The sequence below is a fragment of the Leptospira interrogans genome (assembly GCF_900156205.1).
Classification (GTDB): domain Bacteria; phylum Spirochaetota; class Leptospiria; order Leptospirales; family Leptospiraceae; genus Leptospira; species Leptospira interrogans.
Genome location: NZ_FTNA01000012.1, coordinates 102,619 through 123,642, shown reverse-complemented (window position 1 = coordinate 123,642; position 21,024 = coordinate 102,619). Strand labels below are relative to the sequence as shown.

21 protein-coding genes, 1 rRNA gene and 2 pseudogenes are annotated in these 21,024 nt (G+C 34.8%); 14 read left to right on the top strand and 10 right to left on the bottom strand.

The window, feature by feature from the left end; genetic code table 11:
* Nucleotides 1-324 (bottom strand): annotated as a pseudogene (locus BW942_RS11620) (transposase); the annotation flags it as partial.
* Between the two features lie 385 nt (nucleotides 325-709).
* On the opposite strand from BW942_RS11620, the gene BW942_RS11615 reads away from it, so the two are divergent.
* The 14 genes from BW942_RS11615 (at nucleotide 710) to fumC (ending at nucleotide 17,720) form a co-directional block, all read left to right on the top strand.
* Nucleotides 710-1,360, top strand: coding sequence for a DsbA family oxidoreductase (locus BW942_RS11615; protein WP_000448278.1), 651 nt, complete (start codon nucleotides 710-712; stop codon nucleotides 1,358-1,360).
* Nucleotides 1,361-2,549: 1,189 nt separating this feature from the next.
* A complete protein-coding gene (locus BW942_RS11605; protein WP_001200127.1) occupies nucleotides 2,550-3,803 on the top strand; it encodes a valine--pyruvate transaminase in 1,254 nt (417 codons plus the stop codon).
* A gap of 87 nt (nucleotides 3,804-3,890) precedes the next feature.
* On the top strand, nucleotides 3,891-6,233 hold the full coding sequence (locus BW942_RS11600; protein ID WP_000446221.1) for a hypothetical protein: 2,343 nt from the start codon (nucleotides 3,891-3,893) through the stop codon (nucleotides 6,231-6,233).
* A 468-nt stretch (nucleotides 6,234-6,701) separates the two neighbouring features.
* On the top strand, nucleotides 6,702-6,953 hold the full coding sequence (locus tag BW942_RS11595; RefSeq protein WP_000613066.1) for a hypothetical protein: 252 nt from the start codon (nucleotides 6,702-6,704) through the stop codon (nucleotides 6,951-6,953).
* A 154-nt stretch (nucleotides 6,954-7,107) separates the two neighbouring features.
* Nucleotides 7,108-7,224: ribosomal RNA gene (gene rrf / locus BW942_RS11590) — 5S ribosomal RNA — on the top strand.
* A gap of 215 nt (nucleotides 7,225-7,439) precedes the next feature.
* A complete protein-coding gene (gene rpmH / locus BW942_RS11585; RefSeq protein WP_000828326.1) occupies nucleotides 7,440-7,601 on the top strand; it encodes a 50S ribosomal protein L34 in 162 nt (53 codons plus the stop codon).
* Between the two features lie 6 nt (nucleotides 7,602-7,607).
* On the top strand, nucleotides 7,608-7,931 hold the full coding sequence (rnpA, locus tag BW942_RS11580) for a ribonuclease P protein component (RefSeq protein WP_306795538.1): 324 nt from the start codon (nucleotides 7,608-7,610) through the stop codon (nucleotides 7,929-7,931).
* Nucleotides 7,928-8,152, top strand: a complete 225-nt coding sequence (yidD, locus tag BW942_RS11575; protein ID WP_001079197.1) for a membrane protein insertion efficiency factor YidD — start codon at nucleotides 7,928-7,930, stop codon at nucleotides 8,150-8,152. Before rnpA ends, yidD begins: the two co-directional genes overlap by 4 nt.
* A gap of 9 nt (nucleotides 8,153-8,161) precedes the next feature.
* Entirely contained in the window at nucleotides 8,162-10,045 is a 1,884-nt protein-coding gene (gene yidC / locus BW942_RS11570) for a membrane protein insertase YidC (RefSeq protein WP_000390190.1), read from the top strand.
* 31 nt (nucleotides 10,046-10,076) lie between these two features.
* Nucleotides 10,077-10,787 carry an RNA-binding cell elongation regulator Jag/EloR gene (jag, locus tag BW942_RS11565; RefSeq protein WP_000432936.1) on the top strand — a complete coding sequence of 237 codons (711 nt, stop codon included), beginning with the start codon at nucleotides 10,077-10,079 and terminating at the stop codon, nucleotides 10,785-10,787.
* Nucleotides 10,780-12,150, top strand: coding sequence for a tRNA uridine-5-carboxymethylaminomethyl(34) synthesis GTPase MnmE (gene mnmE, locus BW942_RS11560; protein ID WP_001000160.1), 1,371 nt, complete (start codon nucleotides 10,780-10,782; stop codon nucleotides 12,148-12,150). Before jag ends, mnmE begins: the two co-directional genes overlap by 8 nt.
* Before the next feature lie 47 nt (nucleotides 12,151-12,197).
* Nucleotides 12,198-13,460 carry a malic enzyme-like NAD(P)-binding protein gene (locus BW942_RS11555; RefSeq protein ID WP_002969542.1) on the top strand — a complete coding sequence of 421 codons (1,263 nt, stop codon included), beginning with the start codon at nucleotides 12,198-12,200 and terminating at the stop codon, nucleotides 13,458-13,460.
* A 700-nt stretch (nucleotides 13,461-14,160) separates the two neighbouring features.
* A complete protein-coding gene (locus tag BW942_RS11550) occupies nucleotides 14,161-16,239 on the top strand; it encodes a hypothetical protein (RefSeq protein ID WP_000045337.1) in 2,079 nt (692 codons plus the stop codon).
* A gap of 86 nt (nucleotides 16,240-16,325) precedes the next feature.
* Nucleotides 16,326-17,720: a class II fumarate hydratase gene (fumC, locus tag BW942_RS11545; protein WP_000857390.1), complete on the top strand. Its 1,395-nt coding sequence runs from the start codon at nucleotides 16,326-16,328 to the stop codon at nucleotides 17,718-17,720.
* Nucleotides 17,721-18,083: 363 nt separating this feature from the next.
* Here the strand turns inward: fumC and BW942_RS11540 are convergent, their stop codons facing one another.
* The 9 genes and pseudogenes from BW942_RS11540 to BW942_RS11505 form a co-directional block, all read right to left on the bottom strand.
* A complete protein-coding gene (locus BW942_RS11540; protein ID WP_000688101.1) occupies nucleotides 18,084-18,230 on the bottom strand; it encodes a hypothetical protein in 147 nt (48 codons plus the stop codon).
* Nucleotides 18,227-18,667 (bottom strand): hypothetical protein, encoded by a 441-nt coding sequence (locus tag BW942_RS11535; protein WP_001015698.1) that lies wholly within the window; start codon nucleotides 18,665-18,667, stop codon nucleotides 18,227-18,229. The genes BW942_RS11540 and BW942_RS11535 overlap by 4 nt, the downstream gene beginning before the upstream one ends.
* 22 nt (nucleotides 18,668-18,689) lie before the next feature.
* A complete protein-coding gene (locus BW942_RS11530) occupies nucleotides 18,690-18,887 on the bottom strand; it encodes a hypothetical protein (protein ID WP_000953282.1) in 198 nt (65 codons plus the stop codon).
* 59 nt (nucleotides 18,888-18,946) lie between these two features.
* Nucleotides 18,947-19,539, bottom strand: a pseudogene (locus tag BW942_RS11525) (host-nuclease inhibitor Gam family protein).
* A gap of 8 nt (nucleotides 19,540-19,547) precedes the next feature.
* The gene (locus BW942_RS21485) at nucleotides 19,548-19,697 is read right to left on the bottom strand and encodes a hypothetical protein (protein WP_001974253.1); all 150 of its coding nucleotides are present in this window, start codon (nucleotides 19,695-19,697) and stop codon (nucleotides 19,548-19,550) included.
* Nucleotides 19,698-19,733: 36 nt separating this feature from the next.
* Nucleotides 19,734-20,201 carry a hypothetical protein gene (locus BW942_RS11520; RefSeq protein ID WP_000566133.1) on the bottom strand — a complete coding sequence of 156 codons (468 nt, stop codon included), beginning with the start codon at nucleotides 20,199-20,201 and terminating at the stop codon, nucleotides 19,734-19,736.
* A 6-nt stretch (nucleotides 20,202-20,207) separates the two neighbouring features.
* Nucleotides 20,208-20,387, bottom strand: a complete 180-nt coding sequence (locus BW942_RS11515; RefSeq protein WP_000217778.1) for a hypothetical protein — start codon at nucleotides 20,385-20,387, stop codon at nucleotides 20,208-20,210.
* Nucleotides 20,388-20,417: 30 nt separating this feature from the next.
* On the bottom strand, nucleotides 20,418-20,723 hold the full coding sequence (locus BW942_RS11510; RefSeq protein WP_000808414.1) for an LIC13344 family protein: 306 nt from the start codon (nucleotides 20,721-20,723) through the stop codon (nucleotides 20,418-20,420).
* Nucleotides 20,723-20,998, bottom strand: a complete 276-nt coding sequence (locus BW942_RS11505; protein WP_000851095.1) for a hypothetical protein — start codon at nucleotides 20,996-20,998, stop codon at nucleotides 20,723-20,725. Before BW942_RS11505 ends, BW942_RS11510 begins: the two co-directional genes overlap by 1 nt.
* Between the last annotated feature and the right edge of the window lie 26 nt (nucleotides 20,999-21,024).

Sequence of the window (21,024 nt, the reverse complement as noted above, 5' to 3'; positions counted from 1 at the left end):
CAAATCGATGAGTTTCCATGAACATCAATCGGGATTTTGTTCGCGGGAAAGCATGGCTGCAAACTTTTTTAGGATAGTAACTTCCTCTTTCAGTTTCAGATTTTCCTTCCGAAGCTTTTTCAGTTCTTCACTTTCTTTTAACTGTTTATCCGTAAGTGGAAGCTGATCTTCTGATTTTTTCAAGTATTCTCCCCTCCATTGTCGTAACACAAAATAGCTGATTCCAAGTGACCCTGCTACTTCTTTTATCGTAAACGAACCCGAAAGTGTTCGCTTGACTGCTTGTTCTTTAAACTCCGGAGAGTATTTTCCTTTCTTATTCATATTCACCTTTACCTCATTTGCTGAGTAAAAGGTGTCCGTTTTTACGTAGCCAGGTTATTCTGAAAAAATTAGAATCTGAACTCTACAAATTGATTTAAATGTAGGAACCACCACAAAACTTGGGTTTGTCTGTAAAATGATGTAAGAACCTACCACCAATCACGATTTTACGAATAAATTCTAAAAATGTGGGAATTCATACTTTTAGAAAATTCCTTCTCATATTCTTGCATTAAACTCGTTTTGGTTTAATAAAAATATATATTATAATATTATAAAAAAACTGATTTTAAAAAAATAGGAATTCTCTATATTTTTTTGACTTTTAAGAAAAATCTTTTACGATAAAAACTGTTTTTTCTTTTGAAAATCTAGGAAGGTGACTGTGGAAACTAAAATTGCGATTTATTCGGACGTTGTTTGCCCTTGGTGTTATATTGGAAAAAAAAGATTAGAAGATGCAATATCAATTCGGAAAAAGTCACACCCGGATGATAAAATCGAAATAGAATGGAGAGCCTTTCAACTCAATCCGGATTTAGCTCCAGAAGGAGAAGACAGAATACTTCATATGACTCGAAAATTTGGATCTATGGATCGTGTTAAAATGATGGTGCAAAGAGTCGCTGATATTGCTAATTCAGAAAACCTTCCTTTTCTGTTGGAACAAGAGGGACATCAACCAAACACCTTTTTATTACACGCATTGATTCGAAAAGCGAAAGAATATGGAAAAGATTCGATTCTTTCAGAAATCTTTTTTAGAAAATTTTTTGCCGAAGGTAAAAATCTTTCAGACACAAATATAATTTTGGAAAGTTTACGAGAGGCTGGAATACAAGAGGATGATTTTTATTCCATAAAAGAGAACACGATTTTGCTCCAAGAAGTTCGCGAAGAAGAACAAAAAGGCAGAGAATTGGGGGTTTCTGGAGTTCCATTTTTTGTGTTTAACGAGAAATACGCCGTTTCAGGCGCCCAAGAATCGAATCTTTTTTTGCAAGTATTTGATCGATTGGAAAGTGAAATTTCTTAATTTTATGTATTCTAATTTTTGAATATTATAAATAAAATAAGAACTGTATGTTTTTATCGATGAAAATAAATTTCTTGCGATGAATTCTTGTTTATCATTTTTTTTGCAATTATCTTATTCTAAATTTTTTTCACCCTATTAAAGTTTCTGTATTTTTACGGATCGGTTCAATTGAGTACCGTAAATTTTATTCTAAAACCCTATTTCAGCGCAAAAGACTGGATACTTAAAAATAAACAGGAAATTTTATAAAAATGTAGAAATCCTTATAAATGCGTCATTCCGAAATTAGATGCTTTTTTTAAAGGAGATTTTATATTCTAGATTTTGAAATAAAATTATAGTATCATTTTCATACGTCTTTATAGTGGATTTTCTATTCTTTTCTACGAACTAAATTTTAAAAATTTCTAATATTTTTGTTAAACGAATTATTGATTATTACGGATTTTTATAAAATAGAACATTAGAGTTATTGAAAATTAGTTCTCCATCTGTTTTTGTTGCTTTGAAATGGATAATTGAATCAGTTTTGTGAATCTCCACTATGGAATTTTTCAACTCTAATATAAATTTAAAGATAAACCTCGTTTAACACAAAATTACAAACACTCAATAAAATATGTTAGTTTCACAGAAGCCATTGTGTAATTTGTAGCTTTTACTGAGAATTATATAACAAAATACTCAATCCTCTAATTTATACTTTAGAGCGTGAATTCAGAGAAAGAAAATTTAGGCGAGTCGTTTGCAAATTTCATAGATAGAGGGCGAGCGGATTACGCTTAAACCAGCGTCTCGTTTTTATGATTGTTTTTTGGAAACTCAGCAAACACCTTCTTGGTGTTTAGGAGTTGAGACAAACTATAAATAAAATGAAATTTATATCGAAAACCATAGATTACAAATTCAAAATAGATTTTTGATTTTTTACAATAACCACCAAACAGAGATTTTATGGAAAAATTGGATTGGACGATGATTTTTTTTGGGTTTTATAGAAGTTTTTAAAAAACATTTACACAAGGTCTTAATTGGAATATCTATCTTTCAAAAATAAATAATAAATTTTTAAAACGAAATGTAGTAAAAGTATTTTTGCTATAAAGTTAAAAAAGAATCTGCAAAATTTTCCTTTAAGATTAGATTCTAGTTTCTATATCTTACTTAGAAAGAAATTTTGTACAATATGCAATACTCAATTTTCGGTCAGAAATTTTTAAAACAAACCGGAATCGGGCAATTGATGGACGATTTAAGTAATCCTCCTCCGGGCTCTTGTTTGTTAGGTGGAGGAAATCCGGCTTTTATTCCGGAATTAATCGAAATTTGGAGAGAGATCGTATCAAAACAAATCGAGTCGGGAAGTATAGATAAAATTTTAGGAGGTTACGAATCTCCTTCTGGAATTTTAGAACTTAGAGAAACGGTCGCTTCCATTTTATCGGATGAATCCGGAACAAAAATTTCTAAAGACCAAATTGCAATTACGAACGGAAGCCAGAACGCTTTCTATTTCTTATTAAATTTTTTCTCTGGAAATTTCGGTAATGACCAAAGAAAAAAAATCCTTTTTCCTATTCTTCCAGAATACATCGGTTATACGGATCAAACCTTGGAGCCGGATTCTTTTTTATCTTTTGTACCTGAAATTCGAGAAATAGAAGATCGATATTATAAATACTTTATATCTTTGGAAAATTTCGATTCCATTCCAAGTTGGAAAAAGGAGGCGGGTTGTATTTGCGTTTCTCGGCCCACAAATCCAACGGGCAATGTGATTACGGATCAAGAACTTGAGTTTTTAATTGAAAGAGCAAATAACGTAGGAATTCCTTTACTGGTCGACAATGCCTACGGATTTCCGTTTCCCAATGTTGTTTTTGGAAAAAATTCTTTCATTCATAGATCTGGAATGATTCAGGGTTTTAGTCTTTCTAAGTTGGGTCTTCCTGGAGTTCGGACTGGCTTTGTAGTGGGCGATTCGGAAACAATTACTTTGCTGCATAGAGCCAATTCGGTTATCAATTTGACGAGCGCCAATCCGGGACAATTTATTGCATTGGACCTTTTTCGCTCTGGGCGTTGGAAAGAGTTGTGTGAGAAAATAATCTTACCTTTTTATCTAAAAAAATCGATTTTTACTCAGGAGGCGATCTTAAACAATTGGAGTTCTCAGATTGACTATAAAATTCATCAAAGTGAAGGCGCTTTTTTTCTTTGGGTTTGGGTTAGGAATTTATCTCTATCCGTTAGCGATCTTTATCCGATTTTAAAGGAAGCAGGAGTTATCGTCGTTCCCGGTAAAACTTTTTTTCCAGGAACAGACTCAAATTGGTCTCATAGAGAAGAATGTTTTCGATTGAGTTTTGCCAGAGAAGATAAAGAGATCGAAGAGGGAGTCCTGAAAATTGGAAAGGTATTGGAAAAATTTTTGAAATAAATGATTTTATCCAACTATTTAAGTGGAATACTGGACAAGTAAAAATGTTCAACTAAAAAGAACCGTACTGTAGAATTGATAGGAAATATGGAAAGCACTGAACAGGAACAGGACATAAGCTTTGAAGAGCTGGCGGCGAGTAAACCGACGGAAATTCAGTCTCTTGCACCCGATTATATCTTTTTAAACGAAGGGGCAGTCGGCTTGTCTGCAACGGCACGTTGTATTTTAGACGAACTTAGAGATTGGCATAAAAAAACTGAAAAACACGGTTCTAAAAGTATTCATCCTTCTTATTTACTTACCCTAGATAAGCTTTCGGATCTTTTGAATAAATATAGGAATTTAAGTGAACAAGCGAAGTCTCCTCCTAGTATAGATCTCGCCTTACGGCAATTAGTCGATTATGAAAAAAAAGGAAAAAATAAGTCTGCTTATATTTATCCTTTTTTAGTTCGTAATGGTGCGAAGATTCAGGCTAGAATTGCGATCGCAAGTCCTCAAAAAGAAACTAAAACAGATGTAAATCCTTACCGAGCTGCTTGTTTTGAATTTTCGGAAGAAATGATTGATCTCATTTTACAGAATCGCGCTAAGAAACCGAAACTTCCCGATGAAGACAGTCCCGGAGCTTTTTTACTTCATAAAAACAAAGCCGGAAAGAATTGGCTTTTTCCTAAGTTGGCTTCGCTCGAAGCTGAATTTTCTACACTTTTAAAGAAGGGATTTCAACCTTACAGTTATATTCCAATGACAGATTTTCTACGAGATTTTTTAACTTATGCGAATAAGAAAAATTACGTAATGAAAATTCTTCCAGATTATCATATCATTTTAGATGATCTTCAATTAAATCCCGACGGTTCTTACGTAAATCAACCAGAAGTGATAGCACATTATCGTTGTCAGGTGGATGCTCTTGAAAAATTTGCAATTCCTTATTTAAAAGAACTAAGCGAAAGAGCAGGTTACGGTCTTTTCGGAACTAGAATCATAGAATTTGAGCAAACTCATATTCAGATGGTCGAACCAGGAAGAAAACAAAACTCAGAAAAAGTAAAAGCTTTGATTTCGCTTATCAACGATTATCCATTTGATCGTGAAACAGATGAGCTCGGTAAAAAAGTATCAGAGACTTGTAGACTTTCTATTCAAATCATTTCTAGATTGATGGAAGAAAAAGAAAAACTCTCTCAGAGAAAAGAGGAGAGTGTATTTAAATCTCTAAAGTTGAAAATTCTTCATAAAATTTCTGAAAATACACTTGAGGAACAAACTTTATATCGTTTTTCTCCGGAACAAAAATTGAAGTCTTCAGGTTTATCTGATGAGACGCGTTATCCGTCATTGATTGAAGAATTGAAAAAGGAGATTTCCGATCAATATGGAATGAAGGTAATTGAAAAACCGGATCAAACTTCCGAAATATACGCAGTTGATCCTGGTTATATGGCTGCGGTACTTCATAAGTTGAGTAGTTTAGCAACTAAGAACGTCGCTTATCAAAAAGAGTTGGAAATCGCAAAAGAGATCAATGCGAGTTTGAGTAATCCGAAACATCCTGGATTAAATGCAAAACTGAAAGCGGAACACATTGTAAAACTCCAACAAGGAATCCAGACAATGGAACAGTTGGAAGTAGAAAAACAACGTTCTCGAGAATTTGCAAAAAAATTCAATCTTCCGATGGGAATGTTGGGTTTTGTAGCGAGTATGATCTTATTTTTAATCGCATCTGTACATTTTAAAACTACTGGAATTTTGTTCGTGGGAATTCCGGTCAGTTTATTTTTAGGGCTAATGATCGCATTTCATTTTAGGGATAAAGAAAAATCGGATATTCTTTCCGGTGGAAGTTCTAGTTCTTCATTTGGGTCCGGCTTTAAAGGAGAGTATGGAGCCATGTCTTCTTCTAATAGTTATGAGACTGGAGAAGATTCTGAAGATGAACGTTATCAGTCTTCCAAGGGAGAAACTCCGAAAGAAAAAAAAGTGAGTTTAATCGCAAAAGGTGCAGAGAGATTTGTTTTTCCAAGCCGGTTTACTAAGATTACGGATAAAATTCATGATTCCCGTTCTTTACGTAAAAAGATTTTTGAAAATTTAGATAATATTCGAAATAACGTAGCACATCTCAAAGGGGAAAAAGACGACGACAAAGTTGCTTCTACGATTGAATACGCACTCTTACAAAATTCAGCTACGATTATAATTCCAGATGATCTAGTTCCGCAAGGAATGCCTGGTTCTATCATTTTAAGCCACAATGATTTAAAAGCTCCTTTAATTCGGGATCAGATTGCAGAGTTTCTTAGAAACGAAGCACAAAAAAAGCAATATGATAAAAAGCTTGTTAAATATTATACTTTTCTAATTAATACGATCGAAGTGGAGTATTATAAATATCTTCCAAGTCGTAAGAAAAAGTAATTAATAAATTGTTAAGTATATTTTCAAAATTATTCTTACGCTTTCTTTGATTAAAATTGGCTACAAGCGAGAATTGATTTCGATGTATTATATAAATAATATTTTTTGTCTTCTTATTTCCGATCCAATTGATGGCGAAAGGTGTTACACCGCTTCCAATCTCTATTTTGAGTCCTATACAATTGACAGATAAAAATACCGAAGCGTTATGTTTTACAAGTCATGTTTTTTATCTTTGCACGACATCTTTACTAAATGAGGGGAGAGGTGACTTTGCCTTTTTTAAAGGTCCTTCATTGGTAAGATACTACATTTCGTTACAAACATACTGAAAAATGATTTTGTCCGATTGGTTTTGAGAATCGGAACAAGCGATAGGTTTTGAAAAAATTCAATCCTATTAAGATCAACCGATTGGATTCAAACGTGCGTATTAAGTATCGTATTGGATAAGTTTACATATTCAAAATGATACCGCGATCGAGCTTACGATTATTTGGCGGAGGAAATACGGGAAGGACTTATATTTTTTCGGTTTTTCTTCGGAACTCCAGGTTAGGAGCTTTGAGTGCAAATTCGATTCCTACTACGGAGCCCATCAGCCAATTCGGAGATTTAATTACTTTCAATTTAGATTCGATTTTATTTTCGTTTTTTGTAAATTTAGAATTCAAACCGATTCTTTATCGAAAAGAAGAAATCGAATTTATCCCAATTTGATCAACATTCATGTTCGCGGAAAAATATCGGTAATAATTGGAATTAACGCTGGGAACCAACGGGAGAAGATTGAATCTTTTTAAATAATTTTCAGTTTTTTTATTAAATTTAGATTGACTGTAAGAATCAGTAAGAGATGCTGGCTTTCAAGATTCCCGGTGACTATAGAGAGAGGGCCACACCCGTTCCCATCCCGAACACGGAAGTTAAGCCTCTCATCGCTGATGGTACTATGTGGTTCGCTGCATGGGAGAGTAGGACGTTGCCGGGTTTTTTGTTTTTAGACAAAGGATTAATTCAGATAATTCTCTTTCGTTCGGGTAATTTTCTTTTCCCTAAAATCCCAAAGAATAAATTCCCGATGAAAGCAATTCACTCCAGTTTTGGATATGAAATGGTTGACTCAAACCTTTTTCAGTAAATTTCTGTATGGGAAATATCCTTTTTCCTAAAAAACGTAATCATTAATGCCAATCAGGGATAGATATGAAAAGAAATTACCAGCCCAGCCGAGTTAAAAGAGCGAGAACACATGGATTTCGCGCCAGAATGGCTACTGCCGGAGGAAGAAAGGTTCTTTCTCGCAGAAGAAAAAAGGGCAGATATAAATTGACCGTATCCGACGAAAAACTCGGTAAAAAATACTAAGAACGAATCATCGAAGAGACATTAAAATCCAGAAAGGAGATTCAATTTCTTTTTAAGACTGGAAAGAGAGTCTCCTGTTTCCCAATTGTTCTGGTATATCTTCCTAATTCCTTCTCAAAAAATCGTTTTCTTTACTGTCCTGAAAGGACTGTAAAAACTGCGGTTCAAAGAAACCGAATGAAAAGAAAGCTTAGAGCAATTATACACGAAGAAGAGAAAAATTTTTCAAAAGGCTTTGATATAGCAATATTAGCCAAAAAAGAAATTTTGGATCTGAATCATAGGGAACTAGTTAAGATTCTGGTCTCTCTGATCAATCGAGTCCGATGAACCGATTTGTAATCCAATTGATTCAATTGTATAAAAGATTACTTTCTCCGTTATTGCCCCCTGCCTGTCGTTTTACGCCTACTTGTTCCGAATATGCCGCTCAAGCGTTTCAAGAATACGGATTTTTCCGCGCTTTGCAGCTCAGTATTTGGAGAATTTTGAGATGCAATCCTCTTTCTCGAGGGTTTGACGATCCGTTACCACCAAACACTAAAGGATGAAACTGATTTATGGAAGATAGACAAACTAGATTGTTTTTAGCTTTGATTCTCAGTATGGGAATTTGGATGGGAGTGAATTATTTTTTCTTTCCTAACACATCCACAAAAAAAAATACCGAAACAAAACAAACTCAATCTGATAAAACGTCCGAAAATACAAAACAACAAATCACTTCTGGAAAAACAAAAGAATCCAATTCAGCTGATCCTGTTGTTCAGAAAGAAAAAATAACTCCTTTTGATACGAAAAAAAGTTTTATCGTAACAGATTCTTATATAGTCGAGTTTTCGTCGTTAGGCGGAAAAATTTCCAAATTTTACATGAAAGATTTTACGGGTCCTAACGGAGAACTCATTCAAGTTGCTCGTAAAAATCCCGAAACGGTTGTTGTAGATGGCAAAAGTTATCAAGCGGTGGAATTATCCAGAGATAAAGGATTTGATTTCAATTTTTCAGATTCTCTTGTAGAAATTTCTGATTCACCTTGGAACTATATTCAATTTTCCTTAACTGAAGATAAAATCAATCATTCCATTTCTTTTTCAGCAGTTTCTCCAGATAGGAGTTATCAACTGAAAAAAGAATTTCGTTTTTATCCGAGTGAAAATTATTTTAAACTTTCCATTTCTATCATAAATTTTTCGAAAGAAAAACTTTCATTTGCCTCCCAAAAAAATGTTCGATATTTGAGAACCTTTGGAAGTCTTGGACCTTATCCAAAGGATAGACCTTTGAGCGATAGGGATACCGCAAACTTTTTTCGTTTTTATTATTTAGGCGGCTCTTTTCAGGATACTCTAGACGGAAGTTCTTCCGTTGGTTTTTGGTCTTCGGTTGGCAATTTTTTTACGGGAAATTCGGGAACTGACGAATCTTTTAGTATTAAAACAGATAAAGAATCTGGAGTGGATTTTGCAGGAACTGGTTCTCGTTATTTTATTGCGGTGGCCGATCCTCTTGATCATAAACCACATGGAATCGTTTTAGATAATAGACCTAAAAACGAAAGTGGAGCTGTTTTAGTATATGATAATATACTTTTAAATCCTGGCGAAAATTACAACTTGGATTTTGCATCCTACATAGGTATTAGAGAAAGCGAAGGTATGGCTTTTAAAAATCCTGAGTTCGATCCGAGTCAATCTAAAAACAGTCCTTTTGTTGGTCTAAGTTCCGATTTAAATAAATCCTTCAATCAAGGTATTACTACTCCTTTTCGAAATGGAATTATCTGGATTTTAAAACAAATCTATCGTTTTACGATTCCAAATTACGGTTGGAGCATCATTATTTTTGCGATCCTTTTCAAACTCGTTTTTTATCCGTTAAACCAGAAACAAGCGGATAGTATGAAAAAAATGCAAGAACTGAGTCCGCAACTTAAAACGATCAATGAAAAGTTTGCCAATGATCCTAAGATGCGTCAGCAAAAAACGATGGAACTTTATAAAAAGAATAACGTAAATCCAGTTGGCGGTTGTCTTCCTATGGTGATTCAAATTCCGATTTTTATAGCACTTTATACCGCTTTCTCTGATACAATAGATCTTTGGAATTCACCGTTTTTATGGGTCAAGGATCTCAGCGAACCAGACGTAATCTGGACTTCTCCCGCGATTCCTTACTTTACTCAAACCGGAATTGGTTTAAACCTTCTTGCTCTTTTGATGGTAGGGACACAGGTCTTTCAAACGAGAATGACTTCCGTATCTATGGATCCAAATCAAAAAATGCTAATGTATGTGATGCCGGTTATGATGCTTTATATTTTTTGGAATATGCCTTCCGGAGTTACTCTTTATTGGACTTTCCAAAATGTTCTTTCTATTGGTCAACAGTGGATTACAAATCATCTAAAAAAAACCGAAGAAAAGAAAAAAGCGAAAGTTTAATCGCAACGAACTCATTATCGAGGATATACACATGGAAAATTACATCTTTGAAGCCGAGGCTAAATCAAAGTCCGAAGCCGAAGAGTACACTCTCAAAACTCTCCGATTAAACTCGGACGAGGTTCGTTTTGAAACCGTAGATTCTGGAAAAGGAGGCTTTTTCGGAATTTCTCAAAAAAAGCCAGCTATCGTTCGGGCTTACGTTATTTCTAGAGATCTTCCCGCTGAAAAAATCATTCATGGGGTCGTTCTTACCGTTTTGAAAAAGATGGGGATTGAAGCGGAAGTGGTTGGTATGGGTGACGTGGACGGAAAAATTTACGTCGAAGTTGCCAGTAAAGAGTCCGGGCTCGTGATCGGAAAAAGAGGATCTACGTTAGACGCAATTCAATTTATCTTGAATTTGATGGTAGATTCCAAGATCAGACATGGTAGGAAAATTGTTTTGGATATAGAATCTTACAGAGATAAGAGAGAGCTTTCTTTAGTTCGTCTTGGAAAATCTGTTGCTGCAACTGTCGCCAAAACCGGCAAATCAAAATTATTGGAACCGATGAATCCTTTTGAAAGAAGGATTATTCACATGGCTCTTCAAGAAAATGAAAAAGTTTTTACTAGATCGGAAGGAAACGGTACTTACAAAAAAGTAAGAATCATTCCGATGAAAGATAAACACAAATACAAAGACGTTGTCGAAAAAGGTCCAAACAACGACCTTCTCGAAGAAGTGAACTTTGAATGATACGATAGCCGCTGTATCTACTTCTTCCGGTGCCGGAGCCATCGGAATCATCCGAATGTCCGGTCCGGAAGCGCTTACGATTTCCTCTTCTTTTCTTTTTTCGAAAAATAAATTTCTCTCTCCCTCCGAAATTCTACCTAGAACGGCAATTCAATGCGTTTTTCAAATCGGCGATCGAAAGATAGATCAAATATTATTCTTTTATTTTAAGTCTCCGAATTCTTATACGGGCGAAGATCTTTGTGAATTTCACTTTCACGGAAATCCAATTTTGTTAAGAGAAGCGTTAGACGCCATCTTTAGAGCGGGTGCTCGTCCTGCAAAACAAGGTGAGTTTTCTCGTAGAGCGTTTTTAAACGAAAAGTTGGATCTGACCGAAGTTGAGGCAATCGGTAGACTTATTTCTGCACGTTCTCGTTTTGAATTGGAACTTGCACAAAAGAACGTTTTTGGTGAAGTTACTCGTTTTACTTCCAATTTAAGAAGCCAGTTGATTTCTCTCAAAGCGGAATGTGAAGCGGAGATTGATTTTTCCACAGAAGATCTCACGTATGAATCTTTGGAAGAAAGAAAGACTCGGATTGAAAATGTTAAATCTCTTTGTCAAACTTTGATTTCAAAATCAAGTTCTGCGGAAAAATTAATTCAGCAATTTAGAATTGTTCTCTATGGAGAACCAAATACCGGTAAGTCTAGCCTGATGAACGTTCTTCTTGGTAAAGAACGTTCTATCATTTCTGAAATCCCTGGAACGACTCGGGATTATATCAGTGAAGAAATTTTTCTCGAAGGAATTCCTGTTCGACTTGTGGACACTGCTGGTGTTAGAGAAACGACGGACCATATCGAAAAACTAGGAATCGAAAGAAGTGAAAAAGAATTTCAATCCGCTGATGTTCGACTTTTTCTCGTAGACGTTTCTAAAAAAGAAAATTGGAAAGAGTTTATTAATAAATCTAGAGAAAGATTAGAAGGTTCTATTCTTATCGCAAATAAAATTGATATTTTGAATTCTTCCTGGGACCGAAATTTATTTTCAGACGTAAAAGATTTAATCGTACTAGAAATTTCCTGTAAAACCAAAGAAGGAATTTCAAACCTTTTAGATGCGATCAAAGAAAGGACGGGTAAACTAGGTCATTCTGAAGATTATGTCCTTTTGGAAGAACGTCAAAGATATCATTTCGAAACCATTGTCAGATGTCTTGATAAAACCCTCCATTTGCTTAAAGAAGGAGCTCCTGCGGAGATTTATATTCAAGAAATCAATTATGCTCTTGCCGAAATCGGAGAGGTTAACGGTAAAGTGGATACGGAAGAAGTTCTCGGGAGAATCTTCAGTAAGTTCTGCGTTGGTAAATGAAATTTTATCGTCGCAAGGTTGAATTTGAAAAACATGGGAAAAATCGTATGAGGGAAAAATCGTTACAATATCACGCGCTTCATCCTAAGGGAAAAATTGAAGTAGTTCCTACAAAACCTACTGAAGATTCTTACGATCTTTCTCTGGCTTATTCTCCCGGTGTCGCTTATCCTTGTTTGGAAATTAAGGATTCTCCCGAACTCGTTTATGAATATACAAACAAAGGAAATCTTGTTGGGATCATTACAAACGGGACCGCCATTTTAGGATTAGGTGATATAGGTGCTCTTGCCGGTAAGCCGGTTATGGAAGAAAAGGCGGTTCTTTTTAAAAAATTTGCGGGGATAGACGTATTTGATATAGAGATCAATACAAAAGATCCGGATGAATTCATTCGTGCGGTGAAACTTCTGGAGCCAACTTTTGGCGGTATTAATCTAGAAGATATTAAAGCTCCTGAAAGTTTTTATATTGAAGAACAACTTATCGAAAAGATGAACATTCCTGTTTTTCACGACGATCAACATGGAACCGCGATCATCACTGTCGCTGGTTTATTGAACTCGTTTAAACTCACCGGTAAAAATCCGGACGACGTTAAAGTAGTGATTTGTGGAGCGGGTGCTGCAGGAATTGCAATTGCAGAACTCATTCAACATATAGGAATCAAAAAAGAGCAGATTTTTCTGGTCGATACCAAAGGTGTGATTCATCATAATAGAAACGATCTAAACGATTCTAAAAAGAAGTATATTCAAAAAACAGATTCTACCACACTCAGAGATGTAATGAAAGGTTCAGATATTTTTATTGGTGTTTCCGTTGAGAATATGGTAGATGAAGATATGGTTCGTTCTATGTCTAAAAATCCAGTGATCTTTGCTCTTGCAAATCCTGATCCCGAAATCCCATATCGTGTTGCAAAGGCAGTTCGTTCCGATTTAATTATGGGAACTGGAAGAAGTGATAATCCAAATCAGGTGAATAACGTATTAGGATTTCCTTTTATTTTTAGAGGCGCTCTAGATGTTAGAGCTCGTCATATTACTTTAGAGATGAAACTTGCGGCCGCTCGTTCTTTGGCGGAATTGGCTCGTTTGGAAGTTCCTGAAGTGGTTAGTAAAGCTTATGGCGGAGAGAAATTTACGTTTGGTCCGGAATATCTGATTCCAAAACCTTTTGATAAACGAGTTTTATTTCATGTGGCCCCGGCAGTTGCAGAGGCTGCAGTTGCAAGTGGCTCTGCCCGTATTCCTTATTTGGGAAGAGAAAAATATTTAGGTTTTCTCGAAGGAATTATTAAAAGTTAGCATTGTCCAATTTTGTTTTTAGAACGAAATAACAAATAGAATTGTTGAAAAATTAATTCTCCATCTGTTTCTATTTTATGGAAATGGGCAATTAAAGCAGTTTTGTTAATCGGAACTAGGGAATTTTTCAACAACTCTAATACATACTTTTTATTTCTTACGATTTACTAATGAAAGTGTGTGATACTCTACAAATTTCTAGACATTTTTGATCTGTGATTGAATTTGAAAGTAATTGAAAACTGGCTTATTCTATTCAAATATTTATTTCCAATGATCGATGATTCATCCAAATTGTGCTATTATCGCAACCGAGTTTCAAATATTGGAGCGTTTGTAAAGGTTATTTTAAATCATAAAGAATAGGTCCTAAGAAATGGAGTTTTACCTGGATTTTTTGTATCCATTGAACTAAAACTTCCATAAATCTTCTTTCTGGAAAAGATTCTCAGTTATTCTCAAAAAGGTCCCGATATTTATAAAGAGTTCCAAAATCTTAGAATGTGGGAACTTCCACAAAAACTATCGACATAAAATTCGTAAAAAAAACGAATCTATAAAAATGTAAAAGTAGTTGTGCTTAGGGTTTCTTGTGGAATGGAATTTAATTTTTCAAGAATGAAAAATCTTACTTTGAAACAAAGAGTAATAGACTTTTCTAATTTTCTACAGTCCCTTTATGATATGGGCGCGGTGGGTTATGTCCAAATCTGAAAATCAAGTCCCGACTCCTGAAACCTTCGTTTTGAGTTCGGAGGATACTCAGGATATGATCGGAGATCAGGAGCTTAAGGTTCTGATGCTTCAATATAATCCGGGCGCGTTTAAAGATATAGATTTGATTGAAAAAGGAGTGGAAAATTATTTCTTATTTAATCAATCTCCGTTTGCACTTACTAAAATTGAACAATTACAACATCTTAAACTAAACGATCTTAAATTTTTAGAAGAAAGAAGGGGAATTCAATCTTATCAGTTTCTTCTATTTCAAAAAGAAATCAGAGAACTTCAAATTGCAAATGTAATCATCCGTCCCGCTTCTTTAAAGGCAGATCAAATCGTAAAAGTTAAACGCGGTTGTGTTCTTCAAAGTGTGGCCGCAATTCTTGAAATGTTATACGCAAGAGATCAATTTATTTTGAATATTTCTAAAAATTCAGATGTAGAAGATTGGGTTCATCAAAATTATATCAACGTTGACGATAAGGGAATTCAAATCAATTTATCAGATTCTAAGTTTTTGGAAAAATCCATGCAAAATTTGGAATCCCTTTCTTTAGAATCTCTTTTAGATCGATTAAAGGTTCGAGGTGATTTATTCAGTAATATTTTTCAAATTTTGAATCAAAAACCAGGAGAGATTTTAAATCAACTTTCTCTTATAAAAGTAGAACCCGAAGTTTTACCAGTTCTTGAAAAAAGAGGTTCTAGATCTCCTCTTTTACAATTACATCCTCGTTTTCATTTGTTTCAGCCTTCTTTTGAAGAACTTTTGAGTTTTAGACATACTTCCAAAGAAAAAAATGAACAAAACAAAAGTACGGAATTGGAAATTATATTCGAATTATTTAATGTAATTGCACGTAAAATTCTTCTTCAAATTCTTCCTGGAGAAGAATCTTCTTGGATAGAATTGACAGGGCATTCTCAAGCTGAAAGATATTTACAGGAATTAAAAAAACATCCAGCTTTTACTTCCGGGAAAAGTTGGGCGGGCGGTGGAGATTTTATTAGATCTTACGAAGTTCTACTTCAAACAGTAAGAACTTTAGAACATCTTAAAAAAGAATCTTTGATCAATCTAATTACCGGAGAGAATTTAGTTCGTTTTAAAGAATCTAAAGAACCAATCCATTTCGATCTTTCTAATTTTGAAGTAGATGATGCAAGTATCAAAAGTGTTGGTATGAGTAGGACCGAATTGTTTCGTGAGGTTTTAGAACGGATTCGATCCAGAGAAGACTTTCTAAAAAAAGAAAGAAAAGGTTCCGGAGGTGAAACGATTGGGTTGATGATCTTGGCGAAGAGTATGATTCTTCGGGCATTTATAGAAGTTCGCCAGAAAAGAACTTCGATTCATAACCTGATTCGCCAAAACGGATTTCCACGCGGAATTTATGAATTTTTAAAAGAAGTTTCCGATGTAAAGGACGGTCAAGTTGCAGTAGACGAGCAGATTCGTTTGAGTAAGGCAATCGCGGAATGGGAAGAAGATACCGAAAAAGAAAGAATTCGTTCCGAAAGGGCTTCCAAGTCGATTTTAGAAAGGATCATCGAATTCATTCTTAGTTTGTTCGGAATTAAAGTTGCTCCTAAAGAACGGGATACTACGAATAAGGGCCAAGTTAAGAAGGATTTTAAAAATATAGAATCGGATCATTCTTCTCAAGAGCCTTCCAAACCAAAAAAGAAAAAGTCTCTCGGAGTCATTGTCGGTCCAAAAGAAAAAGAGTTGATGATTCCTTCTCGAGTTCAAAAAGCGATCGACTATGTGGATCGTAAAAACAACGGATTAATTTGGTTGGATGAAGTTGTGGTTGCGATCTCTTCTCCGGAATTCGGAAAAGACAAAGTGGCTGACCTTATATACTATGACCAGAAGCGGAGATATATGGAAATCAGGGCCATGAACCAAGTTAGACACGTTTTTATACGAAAAGAGTTGGAATCAGATTCTGCTTGGATTCAAACCACTCTGGATTATCTTGATAATGTTTCTGCCAAAAAACCAGAGTTTTCCGCACTTGCGGATACTCTGAGACGATTCCAAAACGAATGAAAATTACATTAGAATTTTATTAAATTCTAATATTTTATTTAAAAAGATTTTTTATTTCAATTAATATTTAAGTTTTCGGAGGATTCATGAAAACCAGAATCGAAACGGATTCGATGGGCGAAATTGCAGTAGACGATTCCAAATATTGGGGCGCACAAACAGAACGTTCCTTACATCATTTTCATATCGGAAACGATCGATTTCCAAGAGAAATGATTCGTGCTTTAGGAATTTTAAAGAAATCTGCAGCGGTTGTTAATGCGGAACTTGGTCTTTTAAGCGAAGATAAAAAGAAACTGATTGTTCAAGCCGCCGACGAAGTGATTTCCGGAAAATTGGATGAGCATTTTCCGCTTTCGGTTTGGCAGACCGGCTCCGGAACTCAGACTAACATGAATTCTAATGAAGTGATTTCGAACCGTGCGATCGAAATTGCAGGTGGGGTGAAGGGCTCTAAAAAACCGATTCATCCAAATGACGATGTTAACAAGGCTCAATCCTCAAACGATACGTTTCCTACAGCCATGCATATCGCTGCGGCGGAACAGTTAAACCAAAAGTTGATTCCTGCTCTGATACAACTCAAAGAAACGTTCAAGAAAAAAACAGATGAATTTCAGAATATTATAAAAATCGGTAGAACTCATCTTCAAGACGCGACTCCTCTGACTTTAGGCCAAGAATTTTCTGGCTATGTTCAACAATTGGAATACAATATTGCAAGGGTAAAGGCAGTTTTACCTTCCGTTTATAGACTTGCGTTAGGCGGAACAGCTGTCGGAACCGGATTAAATACTCACCCTCAGTTTGCGGTAAAAGCAGCGGCTCAAATCGCTAAAGAAACTGGACTTCCTTTTGTAAGCGCGGAAAATAAGTTCGAGGCACTCGCGGCTCACGATTCTCTTGTAGAAACGAGCGGTGTGTTGAAAACGATCGCTGCTTCTTTAATGAAAATTGCAAACGATATACGTTGGCTTTCTTCTGGTCCTCGTTGTGGAATTGGTGAAATTAGTATTCCGGAAAATGAACCAGGTTCTTCTATCATGCCGGGTAAAGTGAATCCAACACAATCAGAGCAGATGACGATGGTCGCGGCTCAAGTAATTGCAAATGACGTTGCAGTAAATATAGGCGGTGCTTCTGGAAATTTCGAGTTGAACGTTTTTAAACCTTTGATTATCCACAACGTTTTGAATTCGATTCGATTACTTTCTGATTCTTGTGTTTCTTTTGAAGAACATTGTGCTCGTGGAATTATTCCGAATAAGGAAAAGTTAAACGAACACTTAAATAATTCTTTGATGCTTGTGACCGCTTTGAATCCTCATATAGGTTATGATAACGCTGCTAAAATTGCCAAGAACGCGCATAAAAAAGGAACAACTCTGAAAGAGTCCGGAATTGAATTGGGACTTTTAACAAGTGAACAATTTGATCAGTGGGTTCTTCCCGAAAAGATGATCCATCCTTCGGTGGATTAATTCAAGGTGTTAGGCGAAGGGAAGTTAGTCCCTTCGCTTATCTAATTTTTTGATCGTTTTCGTTTCAACTTCAAAAAAATATTATATTTTTAAAAAGTAGTAATTCTTACATTAGAGTCGTTGAAAATTCTATAGTAAAGATTAGAAAAACTGATTTAATTATTTATTTCAATACAATCGAAAAGGTTAAAAATTTAATTTTTTAGCAGTTCTACTTTATTAAAAAGTTTTCTCAAAATCTTAATAGAATTTTCATTTTATACTTATCACGAAAATTAAAAAATCTGCTCTATGTGGTTTCCTTGAGATTACATAACTAATAAAAATAATATTCTAATTTTATAAATTATTTTTTGTTAGATTCTATTTTCTTTGAAAAAATTTTTTCTTTTTAGGAAGAAACAAAGAATACCAAAAAAGTACCGCTACAATTCCCATTAAAGTCCAAATCAAAAAAGTCCAAAACAAAGTATAACCCAAAACTAAAACGACTATATCGAAAATTTTCAAGGTGCAACTTCCCATTCTTTGGATTCGTCTTTTGGTCTTGCTGCAGATTCTCCAAACCAGCGAACGAATTGGTAAACGTATGAAGCTCTAAAAGAATTCATTCCATCTTCTAAACAAATTTTTTTTAAAAGCTGGTCTGCGTTTTCACGATATTTTATTCGATCTAATTTTTCTTCTCGCATCAACTGATAAAGTGCGTCGTGTATAAGAGAACCTCTTATAAACGTTTTTGTGTCGATTGTTGGACCACTCGGCCCATCCCAGGCGTATCCTGCTTCGATTTTTAACAGACCTTCCGGATCTAAATTTACAAAAACCTTTACTTCGGATTTTCTGATCTTAAGTGAAAGATCCGTTTTGATTTCAGTTTGGAAATTATAAGATTTTACGAGTTGATACTTATAGTTCTTTAAATTTTTATAAACGATATGATTCATTTTTTTCCTTCTTTAAGAATGTTTAATAAGCTAAATGATTCTGTTGTGTTTCTTTTATTTTTTCAATTGTAGATTGTTTAACTCCCAATCTCTTCTTTGTGTACAACGTCATCGTTGTGACGTTTACAATTCCGAATTCTTCTTGAACTGCGTCTGAAAAATCATTAAATTCTAAATCTTCAAATTGAATCTTCAGTTGTGCTTTAAACGTTGATAACATGATATTTCCTTCTTTTGCTTACTTTCAAGGAACCAAAGACATTTAAAATATAACTATGATTAAGCGACGTTTTCTACGGCTTCGATTTCCAACTCAGTTTCGTTTGGAGAGATGTACAAACGTTCTTTCTCTTCGTTTAATTGAATTCCAAGCTTTTGTATTGCCTTTATTGGTTCGGCCAGTATTTGCTCTTTATTTAATTCTAGTTTGATTCTTAGATAAACTCCGCTTAATTTACCAGATTGTTGAACTTTTCTAAAAGATTATTATCGGTTAAAACTTTTTCGTAAAATTTTGCCGTTCCTCTGGTTTTTACTGAAGGTGGAACTTTACGAAGTTTTAAAGTTCCAGTTGCCAGTTTACAGGTTTTGTATTCTGGATTTGGAAATAGTTCTTCTAAATGGTGATCTACATAAAATTTAATTCCAGAAACTAAATGTTGGATTTTTAAATCCAAAGGATCCATTTCGTTCTGAAGATCTAATAGTAGTTTGGCAATTTGGTCGTCTGTTTTACTTTTGATTCTATCTTTTTCCCTTTTAATTTCTCCGATTTGTTGAACGGCCAGAGCTATGTCGGGACGTTCTTTGTATCGATTATTTGGTAATTCCATACGAATTGTTTTGTTAGGCGAATCTTTTGATTTTAACATCTTTCCTCCTAATTGGACGGTTTGGCTTTTTGTGGTGTCATATCTACAGCAATTGCGTTAGTCGATGAAGATAATACTGCAACGGAAGGGATTTTTTTTACAGAAGGTTTCTTTTTGTTTTTTTGAATTTTCGATTTTATAGATTTTTGTTTTATCATTTTAAATTCTCCTGAATGAAATTGCAATTTTCGTTTTTAGATTGCAATTTCACTTACATTTTGGTCCTCTATATTTGCAATTTTTATAATATTATAAGTTTCTTTTTTAGAATTTAAAATATTTTTATACCAAATCGCAAATTCTTGAATTGAATTAGAATCTAACTTTTCCATTCTTTTTTCTGTTTCTTTGTCTTCTCGATAAATGGAGCGGATCGTTTCTATAGGAAGTCCCCATGATTCTTCGATTGCTTTCACATAACGTTTTGTATTCCTGATTCCTTTTATTACGTCTGCAAGATGTTCGCGGTATAGTGGACCACATTGAGTCCCCTCTTCGATTTTTGCCGAGTATTTGAAAGCTATATCTCTTAGATTGAGTTTTGACTCTATGACTATTTGTTCCAATCTCTGAGAAAGTTTTCTTCCTCTTCTCCAGAATTCTCCTTTATGAACGACTTCACCGTTTACGATATATCTTTTGATTTTTTCCAGATCTATCATTTGATTTTACGCTGCTCCTTTTGGCTCTTCGTGTAACGCGGATTTTTCGTTGTTTGCATGAAACGAACGAATTTTATCGGAAAGAGAAATCAAAGGTTTAAAGTTTTGAATCAGGCACTCTTCACAAAGGTCCGTTTGGCGCATAGATTCATTTTGATTACACTGAACGCATAGATTAACTGTCATAATGAAATTCTCCTTGGTATTTTGATCTATTTACTCGTCGAATTCTTCTTCTAAAATATATTCAAGAATCCTAATGAACTCTTGAGTTTTACTCTGATTTTTTCCGCAGATTTGCAAGATGTCATTTTTTACTAAAAAAAGAGAAGTAACCGTTTTATCGTGCATCTCGCTGTGATCGTCCCATCTCCAGTCGAAAGTTGTAAATTGTTCCCTTACATACTCCGCGATTTGAACGATCATTTTTTCCTCTATATCAGAAAGAACGATCGGATCCAAATTGTCCCTGCTAAGGATCGGATTCTTTTCCGCGATAGTGGTCAAAACTTCTTGTTTCATTAGGCGGCTCTCCTGTTTTTTCGTTTATTGTGAAGCTGTGTAGAACGACGACCCATACGGTACGGAACATTCCATTTTTTGAATGCTTCCCTGATTTCGGTATATGAATGTTGTCCGTTTAAACTTTTCGAAAGATAATCATAGTTTACTTCCGCTTCTCTTGCGAATTTTGCTAGGGTTTTCATTTTCAATGTGATACAAATGAAGTCCTTACATTCGTCTCCGTTGATGATAATCATTGAACCTCCTTTTTGTGATTGCGATTTTGTTTTCATTTGCAAAGATTGGGTTGTGTTGAATG